Annotated in this window: 15 protein-coding genes; 10 read left to right on the top strand and 5 right to left on the bottom strand. The window is 64.7% G+C overall.

Features of this window, described 5'->3' with window-relative positions:
- The first annotated feature begins 8 nt into the window (after window positions 1-8).
- From H292_RS0118990 to H292_RS0118960, 7 genes are read left to right on the top strand one after another with little or no spacing between them, the layout of a single operon-like run.
- Window positions 9-1,064: an MSMEG_0568 family radical SAM protein gene (locus H292_RS0118990; RefSeq protein WP_020112428.1), complete on the top strand. Its 1,056-nt coding sequence runs from the start codon at window positions 9-11 to the stop codon at window positions 1,062-1,064.
- Complete coding sequence (locus tag H292_RS0118985; protein ID WP_027498928.1) at window positions 1,064-2,467, top strand: MSMEG_0567/sll0787 family protein; 1,404 nt, start codon at window positions 1,064-1,066, stop codon at window positions 2,465-2,467. Before H292_RS0118990 ends, H292_RS0118985 begins: the two co-directional genes overlap by 1 nt.
- Window positions 2,464-3,345, top strand: a complete 882-nt coding sequence (locus H292_RS0118980; RefSeq protein WP_019666929.1) for a carbon-nitrogen hydrolase family protein — start codon at window positions 2,464-2,466, stop codon at window positions 3,343-3,345. Before H292_RS0118985 ends, H292_RS0118980 begins: the two co-directional genes overlap by 4 nt.
- The gene (locus tag H292_RS0118975; protein ID WP_019666928.1) at window positions 3,338-3,628 is read left to right on the top strand and encodes an MSMEG_0570 family nitrogen starvation response protein; all 291 of its coding nucleotides are present in this window, start codon (window positions 3,338-3,340) and stop codon (window positions 3,626-3,628) included. The genes H292_RS0118980 and H292_RS0118975 overlap by 8 nt, the downstream gene beginning before the upstream one ends.
- Window positions 3,625-4,881, top strand: coding sequence for an MSMEG_0569 family flavin-dependent oxidoreductase (locus H292_RS0118970; protein WP_020112426.1), 1,257 nt, complete (start codon window positions 3,625-3,627; stop codon window positions 4,879-4,881). Before H292_RS0118975 ends, H292_RS0118970 begins: the two co-directional genes overlap by 4 nt.
- A 4-nt stretch (window positions 4,882-4,885) precedes the next feature.
- Window positions 4,886-5,740 carry a carbon-nitrogen hydrolase family protein gene (locus tag H292_RS0118965; protein ID WP_027498927.1) on the top strand — a complete coding sequence of 285 codons (855 nt, stop codon included), beginning with the start codon at window positions 4,886-4,888 and terminating at the stop codon, window positions 5,738-5,740.
- Window positions 5,737-6,801: an MSMEG_0565 family glycosyltransferase gene (locus H292_RS0118960; RefSeq protein WP_020112424.1), complete on the top strand. Its 1,065-nt coding sequence runs from the start codon at window positions 5,737-5,739 to the stop codon at window positions 6,799-6,801. The genes H292_RS0118965 and H292_RS0118960 overlap by 4 nt, the downstream gene beginning before the upstream one ends.
- Before the next feature lie 2 nt (window positions 6,802-6,803).
- On the opposite strand, the gene H292_RS0118955 is transcribed toward H292_RS0118960, so the two are convergent.
- The 4 genes from H292_RS0118955 to H292_RS0118940 all read right to left on the bottom strand — a co-directional run bounded on the left by H292_RS0118955 (window position 6,804) and on the right by H292_RS0118940 (window position 12,926).
- Complete coding sequence (locus H292_RS0118955; protein WP_019666922.1) at window positions 6,804-7,847, bottom strand: adenylate/guanylate cyclase domain-containing protein; 1,044 nt, start codon at window positions 7,845-7,847, stop codon at window positions 6,804-6,806.
- On the bottom strand, window positions 7,840-9,270 hold the full coding sequence (locus H292_RS0118950; RefSeq protein ID WP_020112423.1) for an HAD-IB family hydrolase: 1,431 nt from the start codon (window positions 9,268-9,270) through the stop codon (window positions 7,840-7,842). Before H292_RS0118950 ends, H292_RS0118955 begins: the two co-directional genes overlap by 8 nt.
- Complete coding sequence (locus tag H292_RS0118945) at window positions 9,270-11,594, bottom strand: glycerol-3-phosphate 1-O-acyltransferase (RefSeq protein WP_020112422.1); 2,325 nt, start codon at window positions 11,592-11,594, stop codon at window positions 9,270-9,272. Before H292_RS0118945 ends, H292_RS0118950 begins: the two co-directional genes overlap by 1 nt.
- A gap of 189 nt (window positions 11,595-11,783) precedes the next feature.
- Window positions 11,784-12,926, bottom strand: a complete 1,143-nt coding sequence (locus H292_RS0118940; RefSeq protein WP_020112421.1) for an SGNH/GDSL hydrolase family protein — start codon at window positions 12,924-12,926, stop codon at window positions 11,784-11,786.
- 72 nt (window positions 12,927-12,998) lie between these two features.
- Here H292_RS0118940 and H292_RS0118935 point away from each other — a divergent pair, with 72 nt between their 5' ends.
- From H292_RS0118935 to H292_RS0118925, 3 genes are all read left to right on the top strand, one after another.
- Complete coding sequence (locus tag H292_RS0118935; RefSeq protein ID WP_020112420.1) at window positions 12,999-13,748, top strand: DUF6319 family protein; 750 nt, start codon at window positions 12,999-13,001, stop codon at window positions 13,746-13,748.
- Window positions 13,749-13,836: 88 nt separating this feature from the next.
- Entirely contained in the window at window positions 13,837-14,493 is a 657-nt protein-coding gene (locus H292_RS0118930; protein ID WP_019666917.1) for a S1 family peptidase, read from the top strand.
- Window positions 14,494-14,706: 213 nt separating this feature from the next.
- Complete coding sequence (locus H292_RS0118925) at window positions 14,707-16,785, top strand: MFS transporter (RefSeq protein ID WP_027498926.1); 2,079 nt, start codon at window positions 14,707-14,709, stop codon at window positions 16,783-16,785.
- A gap of 91 nt (window positions 16,786-16,876) precedes the next feature.
- On the opposite strand, the gene ilvD is transcribed toward H292_RS0118925, so the two are convergent.
- Complete coding sequence (gene ilvD / locus H292_RS0118920) at window positions 16,877-18,583, bottom strand: dihydroxy-acid dehydratase (protein ID WP_019666915.1); 1,707 nt, start codon at window positions 18,581-18,583, stop codon at window positions 16,877-16,879.
- Between the last annotated feature and the right edge of the window lie 106 nt (window positions 18,584-18,689).

The raw sequence follows: 18,689 nt of genomic DNA, 5'->3' as shown, positions 1-18,689 counted from the left end.
AGCCTGACATGTCTGTCAGTGCGCGTGTAGACCTGGCGTTGCTCGGAGTTCGAGGGACGCCGCCGGTCAACAGAACGGCCGGCGCCGGGCCCAGCGACGACGGGCATGTTCGAATCGATGGTCTCGGCGCAGCCATCCCTCGTAATCCGTTGAGTCCGTATGTCCTCGAAGAGGGGCGAATCCTGTTCGACGGATCGGACATCGGTCTCGACGTCCAAGCAATCGACCGGCCGAAATTCTACGACCTGAAGACTGCCGACGGAATCGCCTACGAGAAGATCGCCAAACTCCACGGAACCAGTGTTCTCGCAACTACCGTCGTGCAGACGTGTATCAGGTACGGCGCAGACCAGCGCTGCCGGTTCTGCTCCATCGAGGCGTCGCTGGAAGCAGGAGACACGATCGCTGTCAAGACTCCGGCGCAGCTCGCCGAGGTTGCCGAAGCTGCAGTCCGACTCGACGGTGTCACCCAGATGGTCATGACGACGGGTACCTCCGCGGCGAAGGATCGCGGAGCGCGGCACCTCGCACGGTGCGTCAAGGCCATCAAGGCCGTGGTCCCGGATCTGCCGATCCAGGTGCAGTGCGAACCACCCGGCGACCTTCAGACCATCACCGATCTCTACGACGCCGGTGCCGAATCCATCGGCATTCACGTCGAATCACTCGACGACGATGTCCGTCGGAAATGGATGCCGGGTAAGGCCTCGGTGTCGATGGACGAATACCGAGCAGCGTGGAAGGAAGCGGTTCGCGTCTTCGGGCGCAACCAGGTCTCGACGTACATACTCGTCGGCCTCGGTGAGGATCCGGACGAATTGGTTTCGGGTGCAGCTCAACTCATCGAGATGGGTGTCTACCCGTTCGTCGTTCCGTTCCGGCCGCTCGGCGGCACGCTGGCTGTCGACGTCGACCATGCGGTCGCTCCGAACCGAGACGTGCTCGAGGACGTGACGCGCCGGGTAGCCAAGGAATTGCAAGCGGCATCGATGCTCGGTTCGGATCAGAAAGCAGGCTGCGCGGCGTGCGGAGCGTGCAGCGTACTGCAGAATGCGGGTGGCTGATGTATGCGAGTGACTTGGCCGGTCTGTCGGGAACGGTACCTACCGAAGCCGATTCGCACTTCTTGATCCAACCGTGTTCGAACGCTTCGCAGCTCGGCACCTACCGCCGATTGAGACGCGACATCTTCGTCCGAGAGCAGGGGCTGTTCGCCGGGTCCGATCACGACGACGTCGACGACGACCCGCGCACGGTAGTACTGGTCGCCACTGCATCCGACGGCAGCGTGCTGGGCGGAGTTCGGTTGGCTCCCTGCACATCGACCGATCTGGGGTGGTGGGCCGGCAGCCGGTTGGTGGTTTCGTCGGCGGCGCGCACATCCGGGGTCGGGCCGGCGTTGGTGCGGGCCGCGTGTGCGCACGCCGAAAGTCACGGCGTACTGCGCTTCGACGCCACCGTGCAGAAACAGAACGAAACGCTCTTCACCAGGCTGGGATGGGTCAGACGCGCCGACGTCGACGTGCACGGCGCGCCACACGTCGCCATGTACTGGCCGATCGATCGAATCGAGCGGCTCGTGGTCTCGACCAAGGCGATGCTCGCGGGTGTGCTCGCACCCTTGCGTGCTCAGCCACTCGGTCTCGGTGCCAAAGGATTCCGTGGCGACGACGGAGTCCCCGTTCCGGGGAGCGACATCATCGCCGCGTGCGACGCCATCCTGCCTTCCATGGTCGACCGCGATCCCGAATGGGCGGGCTGGTGTGCCGCACTGGTCAACCTGAACGACCTGTCGGCAATGGGGGCCCGGGCCGTCGGAATGCTCGACGCGGTCGGTGCCCCGACACAGTCGAGGCTCACGCGCATCGTCCGAGGGTTGGCCAACGCGTCACAGGCCTGGCAAGTACCGGTCCTCGGTGGTCACACCCAGGTCGGGGTGCCGTCGTCGCTGTCGGTCACGGCACTCGGAAGTACCCCGCGCCCCGTTCGCGCCGGCGGCGCGTCCGCCGGAGACGTCCTGACTCTCACCGCGGACATCGAAGGCAACTGGCGACGGGGTTATCAAGGTCAGCAGTGGGATTCGTCGTCCAGACGAAACTCCGAGGAGCTCACGCAGATGGCGTCGTTCGTCGCTCGGACGGCGCCCCGAGCCGCGAAGGATGTCTCGATGGCCGGCCTCGTCGGCACTACCGGAATGCTCGCCGAAGCGAGCGGAACCGGAGCCGTTCTCGACGTCGCCTCCATCCCCAAACCCGACGCCGCCGCCATGGGCGAGTGGGTCACGTGTTTTCCAGGGTTCGCGATGATCACCGCGGACCGTCCCGATGCGCAGTGTGCACCGTCGGGACCAGCAGTATCCGCTCGATGCGGCCAGCTCACCGACATTCCGGGCGTCGCTTTGCGGTGGCCCGACGGAATCACCACGTCAGCGGTCACGTCCACCGTGACCGGATTGGGAGAAGCATGAACGACACGACCATCTCCGTGGCCGCAGCCGAATTCGGCCGCGACATGGAACAGGGATACCGGACCATTGCCGCGTTGCTCGAAGAGGCGCGCAACCGCGGAAGTCAGCTGCTGGTGCTGCCCGAGGCCTGCCTCGGCGGGTACCTCCCTTCGTTGGGTGGCGGTGACGAATCCGAGGAAGCGCGCCGGCGCAGGCTCGAAAGCCTTCCTCCTGCTTTGGAACTGGACGGACCGGAGTTGAAGCGGGTCATCGACATGGCGGGCGACACCGTGATCACCCTCGGATTCTGCGAGAAGGACGGCGGCACACGCTACAACGCGGCGGTCACGCTGCACGGCGACGGAATACTCGGTTCGTACCGCAAGGTGCATCAGCCGCTCGGCGAAAACCTCTGCTACGACGCAGGCGACAGCTACGCTGCCTTCGATACTCCGGTCGGCCGGATGGGTATGCAGATCTGCTACGACAAGGGATTCCCTGAAGCCGCACGTGAACTTGCGCTCGACGGCGCGGAGATCATCACCTCCATCTCCGCGTGGCCGACCGCCCGTACCGCGACAGTCGAGAACATGGAGGACGACCGCTGGAAGCAGCGCTTCGACATCTACGACCGCGCCCGCGCACTGGAGAACCAGGTGGTGTGGGTGGCAGCCAACCAGTCGGGCACCTTCGGATCCTTGCGGTTCGTGTGCAGCGCCAAGATCGTCGGACCCGGTGGCGAGATTCTCGCGGGCACCGGCGTCGAACCCGGTTTGGCGACGGCGACGGTGGATGTCCAAGGGTTGATGGCGGCTGCACGCGGAGGCGGAATGTACAACCTGCGCGATCGTCGGCCCTCGGTGTACAAGACCATCACGAAAGAGCCAGTTCATGCCTGAGATGCGATTTCTCGTGCAGTGGCCCGACGGCCGCGAACAATCCTGTTATTCACCGTCTCTGGTGATGCACGATTACCTGACGCCCGGAGCGGAGTACTCGGTCGAGGAATTCGTGAAGCTGACCTCGGAAGCGTTGACGGTGGCCAGCGATCGCGTGCTGGCGAAATTCGGAATGCGGTGCACCTCCGCCGCCCAGCAGATGGAAGAAATTCACGACGTCGGCGCCGGGTACTCCTCGGGCGCAGTTCGTGTCCTGAGTATGTCGGGAGCTGAATTGTTATGAGCGAACATCACTCCGTGATCGTCGTCGGCGGTGGACAGGCGGGACTGTCCATCAGCTGGCATCTGACGCAGCGAGGAATCGACCACGTCGTCCTCGAGGCCGAGACCGTCGCGCACGAGTGGAAGGATTCCCGCTGGGACAACTTTACCCTCGTCACGCCGAACTGGCAGTGCGCCTTGCCCGGATTCTCCTACGACGGTGACGATCCCGACGGCTTCATGAAGCGCGACGAGGTCTACGACTTCGTCCGGCGGTACGCAGACACCTTCGACGCACCCGTCCGCGAACACGTCTCGGTGGTGAACGCACTCCAAGGCACCGAGGGCGGCTTCGATCTCGAGACCACAGCCGGGCCGATGCACGCCGACCACCTCGTCGTTGCGGTCGGGGGATATCACATCCCGACGATCCCGCGTTTCGCCGAGAAGCTGCCGAGCGACATCCTTCAGATCCACTCGTCGGAGTATCGCGGGTCTCATCAGTTCCCGGACGGTGACGTGCTGGTCGTGGGTACCGGACAATCGGGTGCGCAGATCGCCGAGGACCTGCACCTGGACGGCAGGAGGGTGCACCTGGTCGCGGGGACCGCTCCGCGCGTCGCACGGTTCTATCGTGGCCGTGACTGTGTCGCCTGGTTGCACGACATGGGCGTCTACGATGTGTCCATCGAAGATCAGCCCGGTGGCGTCGGAAAACGCGAGAACACGAACCACTACGTGACGGGACGCGACGGTGGTCGTGACATCGACCTGCGCGCGTTCGCGACCGAGGGCATGCAGCTCTACGGCCGGCTTCTCGGCGTCGACGACGGGGTGCTGCGGTTCGCGCCGACGCTCGAAGCGTCACTCGATGCAGCCGACGCCGTCGCCGAGTCCATCAAGGACAACATCGATGCCTACATCGAGCGTGAGGGTATCGATGCACCCACCGAGAAGCGCTACGTTCCGGTGTGGCGTCCGGAGCAGGAGACCACGGAGCTCGATCTGGCAGACAGCGACGTCACGGCAGTGGTCTGGTCCGTCGGCTTCCGTACCGACTACCGGTGGCTGAAGGTCGGTGCGTTCGACGGCGAGGGCCACCCGACGCACAACCGCGGTGTCACCTCGGTGTCGGGTCTGTACTTCCTCGGGCTGCCGTGGCAACACACCTGGGGGTCGGGACGCTTTGCTTCCGTAGCCCGCGACGCCGAGTTCCTGGCCGAGCAGATCGGCTTGGAAATCAGTGCTGCTCAGCCGGAGAAGGTAGTGGTCTAGCTTCGTGACATCCATCAGGATAGGCGCTCTGGCAGCACATTTCGGTCGAGACGTGGGTCGCGCGGTGTCCAAGATCGTCACGATCGTCGACAGCGCCAAGCGAGACGGACTCGATCTTCTCGTGCTGCCGGACGCCTCCCTCGGTGGGTACATCGACAGTCTCCGCAATCCCGACGTGTCCGAACTGCCGCCGACTCTGGACATCGACGGACCGGAGATCGCCGCCATCATGGCCGCCGCCGGGGATCTGACCGTGTGCGTCGGGTACACCGAGCTGGCCGGCGGGCTTCGCTACAACGCCGCGGTGTGTCTTACCGGCGATGGTGTGCTGGGTAGTCACCGGAAGGTGCATCAGCCGCTGGGTGAGTCGCTCGCCTACGCTGCGGGGGACACATTCTCGGCCTTCGACACTCCTGTCGGTCGGATGGGCATGCTGATCGACTACGACAAGACGTTCCCGGAATCCGCTCGCACGCTGGCGTTGGACGGTGCTCGCATCATCGCTGCATTGTCCGCGTGGCCTGCGAGTGTGACCGACCGGGCGTCCAGTCTGCCCAACGATCGCCAGTCTCGGTTGTTCGATCTGTACGACGCAGCACGTGCCGCGGAGAACCAGGTGGTCCTGGTCTCGTCCAACCAGACCGGGGTGATGGGTTCGCTCCGATTCCTCGGACAGGCCAAGATCGTCGGTCCCGGCGGCGACGTGCTCGTCAAGACACGCGACAAAGGAGGCCTCGCCGTCGTCGACATCGACGTCGACGCCGAAGTCGACCGTGCGCGCCGGGGTCTGCACCACCTGGAAGAGCGGCGAGTGGATGCGTACCCGAATCTGTTGGACGAGAAAGGATCAGGAAGTTGAAGGTGGCACTCCTGACGTACTCGTCCAAGCCGCGCGGCGGAGTGGTGCACACGCTTCATCTGGCCGAAGCGCTCGCCCGCGCCGGCGAGGACGTCACCGTGTGGTCGCTGGGTCGAGGCGGCGATGCGGCATTCTTCCGTCCCGTCGATCCGTCGGTGACGGTCAGAATGGTTCCGTTCGAGGCCCGCGAGAACGAAACCGTCGGAGACAGGATTCTTCGTTCGATCGACGTTCTGGGGCAGGCATTCTCGCGCGAGGAGTACGACATCGTCCACGCGCAGGACTGCATCTCGGCGAATGCCGTGGGGCAGTGCATCCGGACTATCCACCACCTCGACACGTTCACGACCCCCGCGCTGGCTGCGTGCCACGAGCGCGCGATCACGGAGCCTCGTGCGCGGATCTGCGTATCGGCCGCCGTGGCCGAAGAAGTACGAGCCGGTTGGGGTTTCACACCCACGGTGATTCCGAACGGAGTGGATGCGCAGCGCTTCGACGCCGCAGCGAGGTCGAGGGGAACCCAGTGGCGGGACAAGCTCGGGAAGTACGTCCTGGCGGTGGGCGGCATCGAGCCTCGAAAAGGGTCACTGGACCTGCTCGACGCCTTCTCGTTGCTGAACAGGCCGGACTTCTCGCTCGTGTTCGCCGGAGGGGAAACACTGTTCGACTACCGCGACTACCGGCATGAATTCGATTCGCGGGCAGCAGAACTGGGAATCGAACCGGTCGTGCTCGGCGTCGTCGACGACGAGGAACTGCCGCACCTGGTCGCGCAGGCGAGCGTTCTTCCGTTCTTCTCGACGAAAGAGGGCTTCGGTCTGGCCGCCATGGAAGCGCTCGCGGCAGGCACACCCGTCGTCGCCCGCGACCTGCCGGTACTGCGTGAGGTGTTCGCGGACGCCGTCACGTACGCGACGAGCCCACAGGACATGGCGTCGGGACTGGCGGATGCGATCGATCACGGCCACGACCCGGACGTCGGTCGCGCCCTTGCGCGCAGCCTGACGTGGGACGAAGCAGCACGCAGGCACCTCGACTTCTATCGGTCGGTCCTCACATAGGGTCAGTCTCTTCTGTTCCTTCGCAGTGCGTGCGGCTTGAGCTTGTGGAAGCCGCGAACACGAAGGGAGCGAAGAGACTTGAGGTAGAACTCGGAATCTTCCCTCAGCAGTTCCGTCAGCGTCGTGTCCACCAGGATGGTTCCCGGGTGCGCCGAGCTGGTCAGGCGCGCAGCCATGTTGACGACCGAACCGTAGAGGTCGCCGTAACGGGCAAGCACCGGTCCCCAGGCGATTCCGACGCGGAGCTCGGGCATGTCCTCGTAGGTCGCGAACGCATCCTGGAGATCGAGGGCGATGTGGGCGGCGTCCTCGGGCGTCTGCGCACTGAACATCACTTCGTCGCCGACGTTCTTGATCACCGAACCACGACCGCGCGCAATGATGTTGGTGGCCACGGACTCGAACTGCTCGAGCAGTTCGGTGAGCTCGTCGATGGCGAGGCGTCGCGTCAGGCTGGTGTATCCGACCATGTCGGCGAAACCGACGGCCAAGGTACGGCTGGTGGTCTCCTCGCCCGGATCGGCGATGGCGCGGCCGGCGGTGGCCGCCAGATGCCTGCGCCAGGTGTAGGACTGCAGGGCTTCGAGAGTCGGCACCGTCTGCGCCGCGATCTCGCGCGCGTCGCGGCGGATGGCGTCGAGGTCTGCGGGGCTCGCGAGCTCGTCCGCGTCCCGGCCCTCGGCGTCACGTCCCTCGGCGACGCGGTCGTGTATGTGACTGTTCACAACGCCCACTTGCCATTCGGTGAGCCTGGACATCGTCTGACCGAGGGTGCGCGCGATGGCGACCTCCATGTCCGGCCGGATGACCTTCTGCTCGGTGAGACCGGTGATCATGCGCAGAGCATCGAGGTCCGCGTCGGTGTACACGACGGCATCGGCGTCGGTGTGAACCGGGAAGCCCATCGCGATCCACAATTGAATTACTCGCTCGAGCGGTATCCCCGATTTCTCGACGATATCCGTGCGCGTGTATTTCGGTGTTCCCCCCAGCAGATTCTTTTCGATTTCTCTCTGCACGACCGAGTTGATCTGTTCTTCAGGCATGTCCCAGCGTTCTGTCGAAAAAGGACCGGACGTCGTCGATGTAGTTGTCGATCTTCTCGGGAACCCAGTCCTCGGTGGAGATGGGCTCGCCGACGGTGACATCGACCGTACCGGAGTGCGCGGTGAAATCCTTCTTCCACATCACGTCGCCTGCGTTGTGGATGACGATGGGAACGATGGGTACGCCGGCCTGCATCGCGAGGTGGAAGCCGCCCTTCTTGAACCGGCCGAGCCGCGACGTCGGCATCCGGGTGCCCTCGGGCGCGATCGCCACGGAAATGCCGGAATGCAACTTCTCGATGGCCGGGGCCATGGCCTCTCTGGCCTGGGCTGGATCGCCGCGGTCGATGTAGGCGACGTCGAAGATCTTGCCGAGGAGAGCGAAGCGCGGGTCGCGTTCGAGTTCCCGCTTGGCGACGGCGGTGATGTCGCGACGGAGGATCGACGCCACGATGATCGAATCCGCGGTGCTCTGGTGATTGAACATGAACACCGCAGGCCGAGCGGACCACGCGTTCTCGGTGCCGACGACGTTCAACTTCACGCCCGCGAGCGTCAGCGCGATGTCCGGGGCGATGGAGGAGGTGATGTTGGCACCGGTCCGCCTGCTGCGGGTCAACAGGCCGAGACCGAGCCCGATCCCGGCACTGGCGAGGACGGAGCCCAGGGCAGCGGTACTGCGAACAGCCGACGCCAGGTCGGTGCCGCGCTTGGGGTTCTCGAGCCTCAACGACGTCCAGCCGGCCTTGTCCGCGTGCCGGGTGAGCTCCTCGTCGGGGTTGAGTGCGACGGGTCGGCCGACCTCCGCCAGAAACGGCACGTCCTCGCCGCCGTTGGAGTATCCGAAACAGCGAGCCAGGTCGAGGCCCTCCCGGTCCGCGTAATCCGCGACGGCCTTCGCTTTGCGCGGCCCCCACAACGACGTCCCGACGAGTTCGCCGGTGAGGACGCCGTCGACGACGACCGGTGTGGTGCACAGCAACTCGTCGAACATCAGGTCCTGCTCTACGGGAATGGCCTGATACGGGGTCGCGGAGGTAGCCATCACCAACCGGTGCCCCGCGTGTCGGTGTGCTTCGACGAGCCTGCGGGCCTGCGGGTAGATCATCGGTGCGATCTCGTTGCGGAACAGCGTGTATGCCTGCTCCATGAGGTCCTCCTCGCGCCGTCCCTCTAGACCCTTGACGGCCTTGCCCATCAGATTGTCGACGGGGGAGTTGCGCATCCGCATCTCCACGACGGCGCTCGAGATCTCCCACAGTTCGTGAACGGTGACATCGAGAGTCTTCAGGCGTTCCAGGAACACGGCTTTCGCGGAGAAGCCGTTGATCAGCGTGCCGTCGAGGTCGAAGAACGCCGCAGTGTCCGGGCCTTCGGGTGCCTCGGCGATGGCCTGCAGCTGGAGGTCGAGAGGGCTGGTCATCAGGCGTCGTCCTCACGTTCGTCGGTGCTCGCGACAGGGGCCGGAAGGGTCAACGGATCCACCTCGTCGAGCATGCGGTGGGCCATGTCGCGGACGATTCTCGCTTTCCGTGCCCATTCGTTGATCTCGCGGGCGAAGTCCCGTCGGCGCTGCGCAAGGTTTTCCCCGCCCGGATCGACGAGGTTGCGATTGTCGGCCAATTGCAGTGCAGTGTCGAAGAGTTCACCCGAGATGGCTTCGCTGTGGTCGAGTTGTTGCCGAAGCCTGCGGGCCTGAGCTGCGCCGAGGCAATGCGTGACGAACGACGCCTTGTCGAACTCGACTCCGGTGGGCTGCAGCATGAGCTGATCCGCCACCACCTGATAGGCCTCCAGGATGGGCTGCAACACGCGGTGAGCGAGATGCAGGTCCTGGGACTCGAGCTGCCGCGAGGAGTACTCGGGATCGTCCAGATTGGCGCGCCAATCCGGATCGATCAGTGCCACTTCGGCTTCGAGGCGATCACCGAAGTCCTTCTTGTCGCCGAAGAAGAACTCGAATTTGAGCAGGTCGCGGAGCTCGAGCGCCGACTTCCACAACGATTCGGGCGTCGACGGTGTGCCCTGGCCCAGGTCGGGCAGGACGACCAGTTCGCCGATGGCGCGCATCACGAAGTAGTGAATTGCGTTGTTGCGGAAGAACGCCGCAACCAGGTGCTTGTCCTGGGCGAGATAGAACACCGGCTCGGGTCCGTCGTCGAAGCGCTTGACGACGCCCGCATTCACCTGCGCGATGACGGCGGATCGCACCACGTCGACCTCGCTGATGTCGATGCCGCCCGCCGTCGGGAGACCGCGTCTCTTGATGTAGCTCGCAAGAGGCGAGATGATTGCCCACATCTCGTGCACGTTCAGGGCGCGGTCTTCGATACCGAGCAATGCCATCGTCACCAGCGCGGCAGGGGTCACCGGCGTCGTGTCGTTGATCGCGTGCGACACCGTCAGCGCAATCTTCTGCACCGCAACGCGTTTGTCCTCGTTGTCGTTGAGTATCGACCGCACCGAGACGGGCTCGGCGAAGTTGAGGTACACGTTGCCGCGCAGTTTGCCCTGGGCGCGGATGTAGCCGATGGCCATCCGTATTCCCTCGGCTTGCTTCTGCGCGCCGTGGGATTCGGCGGCCATGGCGCCGACCTCGTGGAGTCGGTCGTACGTGATGGCCGTCGGCACCAGATAGACATCCTCGGCGTCGCTGGACTCGAGGGCGTCGACCAGATAGGTCAACAAGCCGAAGCGCGGCGGACGGAGTTTGCCGGTGCGGCTACGTCCGCCTTCGATGTACCACTCGAGATTGAAGCGCTTGCTCAGCAGGAAGCTCATGTACTGACGCAGCGTCCACTTGTAGATCTCGTCGGAGAACTTGCGTTGGATCAACACGACGCCACTGCGTTTCGCGATGGGGCCGATGGGCCAGAAACCGACGTTGATGCCGCCCATCACGTGGTTGAGTGGCAGCCCTTCGGCAAGCAGTGCGGGCCGCAGGACCAGAGGATCGAGGTACGAGCGATGGTTGGGGAGGAAGACGAGAGGGTGCTTCTTGTTGAGTTCACGCACCTTCTGCAGTTGAGCTCGGTCCACGTCGACCTTGTACGCGCGAGAGAAGTAGGCGCCCAGGGTGCCCCACATCTCGACCGCCCGCCTGGTCTCGGTGGCCACCATCTCGCCGAGGATGGTGTGTACCCGTCGCTCCACCTCGGGTACGTCCTCGCCGACCTGTTGCGCGAGCTCCGCGATGCCGTCGTGGAACTTTTTCTGTTCGGTCATGTCCTCGACGACGAAGCGCGGAATCTTGTACTCCGAGCCGATGACGTCTCGCTCGGCCCGGTCGAGGGCAAGAGTGGCCTGGCGGGCGATGAACGAGGACAACGACCTTCCGCCCGACTTCTCGAACTTGGCCGACAGATCGCCCAGCGTCGCGGGTTCGCCGACCAGGACGGCGGACCTGTCCGGGTCGTCGCCTTGGACCCATCGTTGCCAGGTCTTCGTCGGGAGCGAGTTGCCGCGCGGTGCGAGTGCCCGACGGAGGAATCCGGGTCGCTTCTTGGCCGACAGGGTCACGCGAAGCGGAATCAGCAGGGGGTCGTCACCGATCCCGCGTACCAGCTCGGCCACCTGCCCCGACGAGTCGCCGGACAGCGCGATCGACGGAGGACGAGTTTCACCGTCGGGCGTCGTCGCGTCGATCCACGAGTTGAGTGCCTGGATCTCGAGAGCCCCCGCTGCGTCGAGCAAATAGACCTGCCGGCCTTCGGTTGTTCGCTGATCACTCGCTTCGACGTGGTACATCGAGTCCTCCCGTTTCCCGTACCGCACGCAGGTACTCGGCCAGGCTACGGGGGCGAAGCGGCCTATATGCGGGTTTGGGGTCGGCTATCTCACAATGCTCTCGCCATGCCCCTCGGGCTGCCGCGCAGTAGGCTGGAGGACGTCGTCGAGTGAAGCTCCGACAAAGCCAAATCTATCTGTTACTTCGAGTTACACATAATTCTGTGCGGCGGGGAACGCCTCGACGAACCGTTCGGCAATCCGACGATGAGCACGGGCGTCCGGGTGTAATCCGTCGGGCAGCGGGAACTCGTCGAAGTCGCTCGGACCGTACAGATCCAGACCGTCGACGAGATACAGGTTCGGATCCTCGCGCTGGTCGAACACGCGCCGCAGTTCGTCCCGGACCACGGTGAGCGTCAGCTTCCCCGGCCCCGGATCACCTGTCGCGACGAACCGCACGGCGCCCTCGGCCAGTGCGTCGGGGTCGAATGCGCCTGGCCCCGGAGTGTTCTCGTGGATCGGGCAGTAGAACGGTGACACCACCACGATCGGTGTGCTGGGGTGCCCGTCGCGAATCGTGTCCAGAAACCCGTGGACCGCGGGCGTGAACGCGCGCGTCCGCATGACGTCACCGTTCACGAGGTTGATGCCGACCTCGAGGCTGATCACCTCGGCAGGCTCGTCGCGCATGACCCGGGCGACGAACGGATCCAGCATCGCGCTGCCCGAGAACCCGAGGTTCGTCACGGAAAAACCCATCGCCGACGAGCTCAGTCCCACCCAGGTCGTGCTGGGACTCGTCGCGTTCGATCCCTGGCTGATGGAACTGCCGTAGTGGATCCACCTCGGCCTCGCCTGCCGCTCGGAGGTGGATGCGGCGACGATCGGAGAGTCGCTGCGCAGCGCGATCAACTCGACGTGCTGATTGTGCGGCAGCCATATCTCGACGTCCTTGGCGCCGGGTGTCATCTCGAATCGCACCGGAACCACCGGGCCGTCCGTTCGATCGACACTGCCGGTCACCATGTCGATCGACAGCACGTTGCCACCAGCCGACGCCACGCTGTGCACGAGTTCGCCGTCGATCGTCATGTCGAACATCCCCGACGGACGGGGCGGGAGTCCGACGAACTCCTGCCGCGTCGGAAGGGCGTCGAGTTCGACGACTGTCGCATCGGTGCGGAAAGCCAGCCGAACTCCCGCCGGTTGCACCTCGGCCCCGGCGATCCGGTCGTCGGGAAACCGGCTGCGAGTCCACGCGGGCAGCCGGTGCGGAATCAGGCCTCGTTCGGTGACCTCGACATCGAGTGCGCCGAGAAGAAGGTCGGAGGTGACGGGTGTCGATCGCATGCATGGATTCTGCGTTCCGGGGGACAAGTATGCGACAGTATTCGCAAACACTTTCGAGAGAGGTATGCACCGATGCCACCGCGTAGACGTTCGACGCCCACCGGTTCCCTGACGCCGGAGAATCTCGACACGCTGGCCACGGCCCTCTCCGAGGGGCGGCGCGCGACGGTGTACCTCATCGAGCCGACGCCGAGCCTGGGCCTGCCCGAGGGAACGTCGGCGAGGGTCGTCTCGATCGACGGAAACACCGTCACCATCAGCCCCAAGGGCGTCAACGACGAGCTCCCGTTCGAAGCGGAGGAACTCCGGATCACCCGGAACCCTCCGGGCGGTGCACCCAAACCGGCACCGAAACCGGCGTCGACGCCGGGGCCCGAGGTGGCCGAATGGACCGAGCCGGCCCCAGCACCCAAGCCTGCGGCCACCAAATCCGCAGCTCCGAAGTCGGAGGTGACGACGCCCGCCACGCCCAAGACTGCCACGCCCAAGACTGCCGCGCCCAAGACTGCTGCGCCCAAGCCTGCGCCGGCGAGGAAGGGAAAGAAGGGGCCGGACAGCGTCAGCGTCACCATCCACGCCGGGCCGGACAACGACTGGTCCGTGACGGTCACCCACGGTGCCCGCAGGCCAGGAAAAGCGCAGTCGGTGTCCCCCGAGTCCGTCTCCCGCGCGGTACGCGAACTGGGCGACGATTCGGCACGCGACGCCGTGGAAGCCGTGATCTCGTACGCGCGAGAAGAGGCAGCGTCGCGTGTGGAGGAGCTCAGCCGCCAACTCGAGGAAGCCCGGTCCATGCTGGCCGCTCTGGAATCGGACCTTTAGTACTCGTGCGTACTTGTTGACGTCAGGTACTCGTCCATCGGTGCTTCTTATTGCTAGGGTTCTGCGGACACCGCTGGAGAGGGAATACATGTTGAAGAAGTTCATGCTCGTCGCCGTGGCTGCTGCCGCTGTTGCTGCGAGCTTCGGCGTCGGAACTGCGTCAGCTGCGGCTCCGGCGGTGCTGGGGGGCGGATCCGGAATCATCGTCGACGATGCTGCCGAGTGCACTCTGACGACCATCGGCAACGACCGCGAAGGCCGCCTCGTCGGTATCACCGCCGGTCACTGCGGTGGAGCAGGCGCCACGATCGTGCCGGAGTACGACCCGTCGGCAGGCGTCGTCGGACGCATCGCGTTCTCCAACCCCGAGTACGACTACGCGGTGATCGAGTTCGATCGCGCCAAGGTCGTTCCGGTCAACCGGGTGGGCAACGTGACCATCACGCAGGTCGGTCCTCCCGCCTCGTTCCCCAACATCGTCTGCAAGGAAGGCCGCACCACCGGTAACACGTGCGGCGTCGCCTACGGGGACGTCCTGCAGTCGCAGGAGACTTGGTCGCAGCTGTGCGTCGTCGAAGGTGACTCCGGTAGCCCGGTCGTCGTCGGCACCACGCTCGTCGGCATGGTGAACGCGTACCTCGGTGTGGCGTGCTTCGGACCGCAGGTAGGTACCAACATCGACGCGATTCTGCGCCACATCGACGCAGGCAACGCCGTCGGAGCAGGTTTCGCCCCCATCCCCTGATCGGACTCTCCGAGTCACCGATCGGGTCATCAGCGTTACAGATCATGCCACCGTGTCAGTTCGATTGACACGGCGGCATTTTCGTTCGTTGGGATCTCTCCCAGTCACTTGTGTAACGGCCGCCACAAAGAATTGCGTACTCTAACGCATCCTTCCTAGGCTGCACAGCACTGCGCGCGGTGTGTCGCGTGTGGTGCCTAGGGGGGAACACACATGACATTGCTTGCGATGACTCCTGTTCAGGAGATGGAAAAGCCGTACGCGAAACGTTGGGCAGCGCTGGGGGTGCTGTGCCTGAGCCTGCTCGTCGTCGTCATGGCGAACACGTCGCTGTTGGTGGCGGCGCCTGCGATGACGCTGGATCTGAACCTGTCGAGCAGCGACCTTCAGTGGGTCATCGACGGATACACCGTGCCGTACGCGGCCTTGATGCTTCTGTTCGGCGTCATCGGCGATCGGTATTCTCGCAGAGGCGCACTCATCATCGGTTTGCTGATCTTCACGGCGGGTTCTCTCGCCGGCGCGCTGACCGGCGCCACGACGGGCGTGATTCTCGCTCGCATCGTCATGGGCGTCGCCGCTGCCATCGTCATGCCTGCCACGCTGTCGCTCCTGGTGGCGACGTTCCCCAAACGCGAACGGGCTACGGCCGTCACCATCTGGGCCGCCACGTCGGGTCTCGCCATCGCGATGGGTCCGCTGCTCGCCGGCTGGCTGCTCGAAAGCTATTGGTGGGGTTCGAGTTTCCTGATCAACATCCCGTTCACGATCATCGGGATCGTAGGCGCCGTCGCTTTGGTGCCGCCGTCGCGTGCGGTGAACCCGGGCAGGATCGACTGGCTCGGAGGGCTGCTCTCCGTGCTCGCGGTGTCCACGGTGGTCTACGCGATCATCGAGGGCATGCACTTCGGTTGGAGCGTCGGACCCACGTACTTCGCCGTGGTGGGCGCGCTCAGTACCGCGGCGTTCGTCGCCTGGGAGCTTCGCCACCCGAGCCCACTTCTCGACGTCCGAGCGTTCTCGTCCCGCATCCTCAGCGGTGCCGTACTGGCCGTCCTGCTGTTCTTCCTCGTCACCTTCGGCGCGATCTACTATGTGGCCCAATATCTTCAGTTCGTACTCGACATGGGCCCGGTCTCGACCGGGGTGCACCTGCTCCCTCTGGCGGTCGCCGTGTTCGTCGGCTCGGGTATCACACAATGGCTGACGCCGCGAGTGGGCATGAAGTACACCGTCACGGCCGGCATGGTCGTCGGCACGCTGGCCGTGGTCTCGATGCTCGGAATCGACACCACCGCAACCTATGTCGACTTCGTTCCGGTTCTGGCGCTACTGGGCCTCGGCATCGGCCTCAGCGTGTCGCCGTGCACCGACGCCATCATGGCCGAATTCCCCGAGAGCAAGCTCGGCGTCGCCGGCGGGCTCAACGACACTGCGCTGGAACTGGGCGGATCTCTCGGAATCGCCGTTCTCGGTTCGGTTCTCGCAACGACGTACCGCGGCGGCATCGTCGACTACCTCGCGGACTTCCCCGGCAAAGGGCCCGACGGCCAGCCGACCGCGCAAGCCGCACAAGCGATCGAAGCGTCCGGCGACTCGGTCGCCGGGGCCGTGATCGTCGCAGACATCATGCGCGAGAACACCTTTCTCACCGGATACGCCGACAACCTGGTGATCACCGCGGTGAGCTCGTTCGCGAACGCCGTCGTGCACACGTCTTTGATCGCAGCCGTGGTCTTCGCCATCGGGACCGTCGTGGTCGGCGTGTTGCTGCCCGGCCGCACCCCGCGCGTCGTGCCTACCGTCCGCACTGCATTCGATCCCGACGCAGCCAAGGAAGTTGCCGAGCTGGAGCATCTCCTCGAGCAACCGTCGGCCCCGGATGCCGTGGTGAAGAAACCTCGGAAAGAGGTTGCGCCCGAGGCGTCGACGCAGGATCCGGTGGCAATCGAAGTGGTCGACGACGAACTCACCCGACCCAGCATCTACCAGCTCGCCGCCAAGGTCTACGAGGTCCAGGCCGCCACCGAGAAGGAAGCTGCCCTCGCAGCGTCGGACCATCTCACCATCCACCACCTCGCCCTGGCCGACATCGCTCGCAAGCGCCGCGAAACCGCAGAAGAAGAACTGGACGCGGCGCTGGACCTCGCGGAACTTCCGGTCATGAAACGGGCACCCAAGCCCGTCGTCCGGGAAGATCAGCTGAACTTCTACCAGTACGGCGACTCCGTCCGCCGCAAGTGCACCGACCTGAAAGAGCGCTCGAGCTCCGTCTGGTCCATGCCGCTCTAGTACAGGGATTGCGTCCCACCCCCATCGCTCGAAAACGCCTCACACGCTGTCTGTTCGTGTGAACGGACGATTCGAGCGATGGGGTCACGCGCTAGATCAGTACCGCACCGTCGGATGCGGAACCGACGAGCTTGGCGTACTTGGCCAGGACACCGCGGGTGTAGCGGGGCGGTAGAGGTGCCCAACCTTCCTTGCGGGATTCGAGTTCAGCGTCGTCGACGAGGAGGTCGAGGGTTCCCTTTCCGACGTCGAGGCGAATCCGGTCACCGTCGCGAACGAAGGCGATGGGTCCGGCGTCGACGGCTTCCGGCGCGACATGTCCGACGCACAGTCCCGTTGTACCGCCGGAGAATCGGCCGTCGGTCAGCAACAGGACGTCCTTACCGAGTCCCGCGCCCTTGATGGCACCGGTGATCGCGAGCATTTCTCGCATTCCCGGTCCGCCCTTGGGGCCTTCGTATCGGATGACGACGACATCGCCCGCGGAGATCGTGCCGTCCTCCAACGCATCCATCGCGGCGCGTTCGCGCTCGAAAACTCGTGCAGTGCCGACGAACACGTCCGAGTCGAAACCTGCCGACTTGACGACGGCGCCGCCCGGGGCCAGCGAACCTTCGAGGATGGTGATGCCGCCGGTCGGGTGAATCGGCTCTTCCAGCGCACGCAGGACCTTGCCGTCGGGGTCCGGCGGCGCAATGTGAGCGAGGTTCTCGGCCACGGTCTTTCCGGTGACCGTCAGGCAGTCGCCGTGCATGAGCCCGGCGTCGAGCAACGCCTTCATGACGACGGGAACTCCGCCGATGGCGTCGACATCGGTCATGACGTGCTTGCCGAACGGCTTGACGTCCGCGAGGTGCGGCACCTTGGAGCCGATGCGCCGGAAGTCGTCGAGCGTCAGTTCCACTTCGGCCTCGTGGGCGATGGCGAGAAGATGGAGCACGGCGTTGGTCGATCCACCGAAGGCCATGACGACGGCGATCGCGTTCTCGAACGCCTTCTTCGTCATGATGTCTCGCGCAGTGATACCGCGTCGGAGAAGTTCGACGACGGCTTCGCCGCTGGCGCGAGCGTACCCGTCGCGTCGACGATCGGGCGCAGGCGGAGAAGCGCTACCGGGCAACGACATTCCCAAAGCCTCAGCGGCACTGGCCATGGTGTTGGCCGTGTACATGCCGCCGCAGGCGCCTTCGCCCGGACAGATTGCGCGTTCGATCGTGTCGACATCCTCGCGCGACATCAGGCCACGAGAGCACGCACCGACAGCCTCGAACGCGTCGATGATGGTCACCTGGTGCTCACTACCGTCGGACAGCGTCGCGAAACCGGGAAGCGTAGAACCGGCGTACAGGAACACACTCGCGAGATTCAATCGCGCTGCGGCCATCAACATTCCGGGCAGCGACTTGTCACACCCGGCCAGAAGCACCGAGCCGTCGAGGCGCTCCGCGCTGACCACCGTCTCCACACTGTCGGCAATGACCTCACGCGAGACCAACGAGAAATGCATTCCCTCGTGGCCCATCGAGATACCGTCGGAGACGGAGATGGTGCCGAACTCGAGCGGATACCCGCCCGCGGTATGGACCCCCTCCTTGACCGCCTTCGCGAGGCGCTCCAAGGACAAGTTGCACGGAGTGATCTCGTTCCACGACGACGCGACGCCGATCTGGGACTTCCCCCAGTCCTCGTCACCCATCCCCACAGCACGCAACATTCCTCGCGCAGCGGTCTTCTCCAAACCATCGGTCACGTCGCGACTCCGCGGTTTGACGTCCGGCGAATCGTTCTCGGTCGACATAGCTCTCCTGACCTGATCTCGGATATGGGCTGTATCCGTAACGGTCAGCCTAATCCGGGTCGTTCCGCAGGCTCCACTCCTGCCTCCAACGGGTCGTTCCGCAGGC

The sequence above is a fragment of the Rhodococcus sp. 114MFTsu3.1 genome, from assembly GCF_000383555.1.
Classification (GTDB): domain Bacteria; phylum Actinomycetota; class Actinomycetes; order Mycobacteriales; family Mycobacteriaceae; genus Rhodococcoides; species Rhodococcoides fascians_E.
The sequence above is the reverse complement of the archived record's forward strand: the minus strand, read 5'-3'. Positions and strand labels throughout refer to the sequence as shown.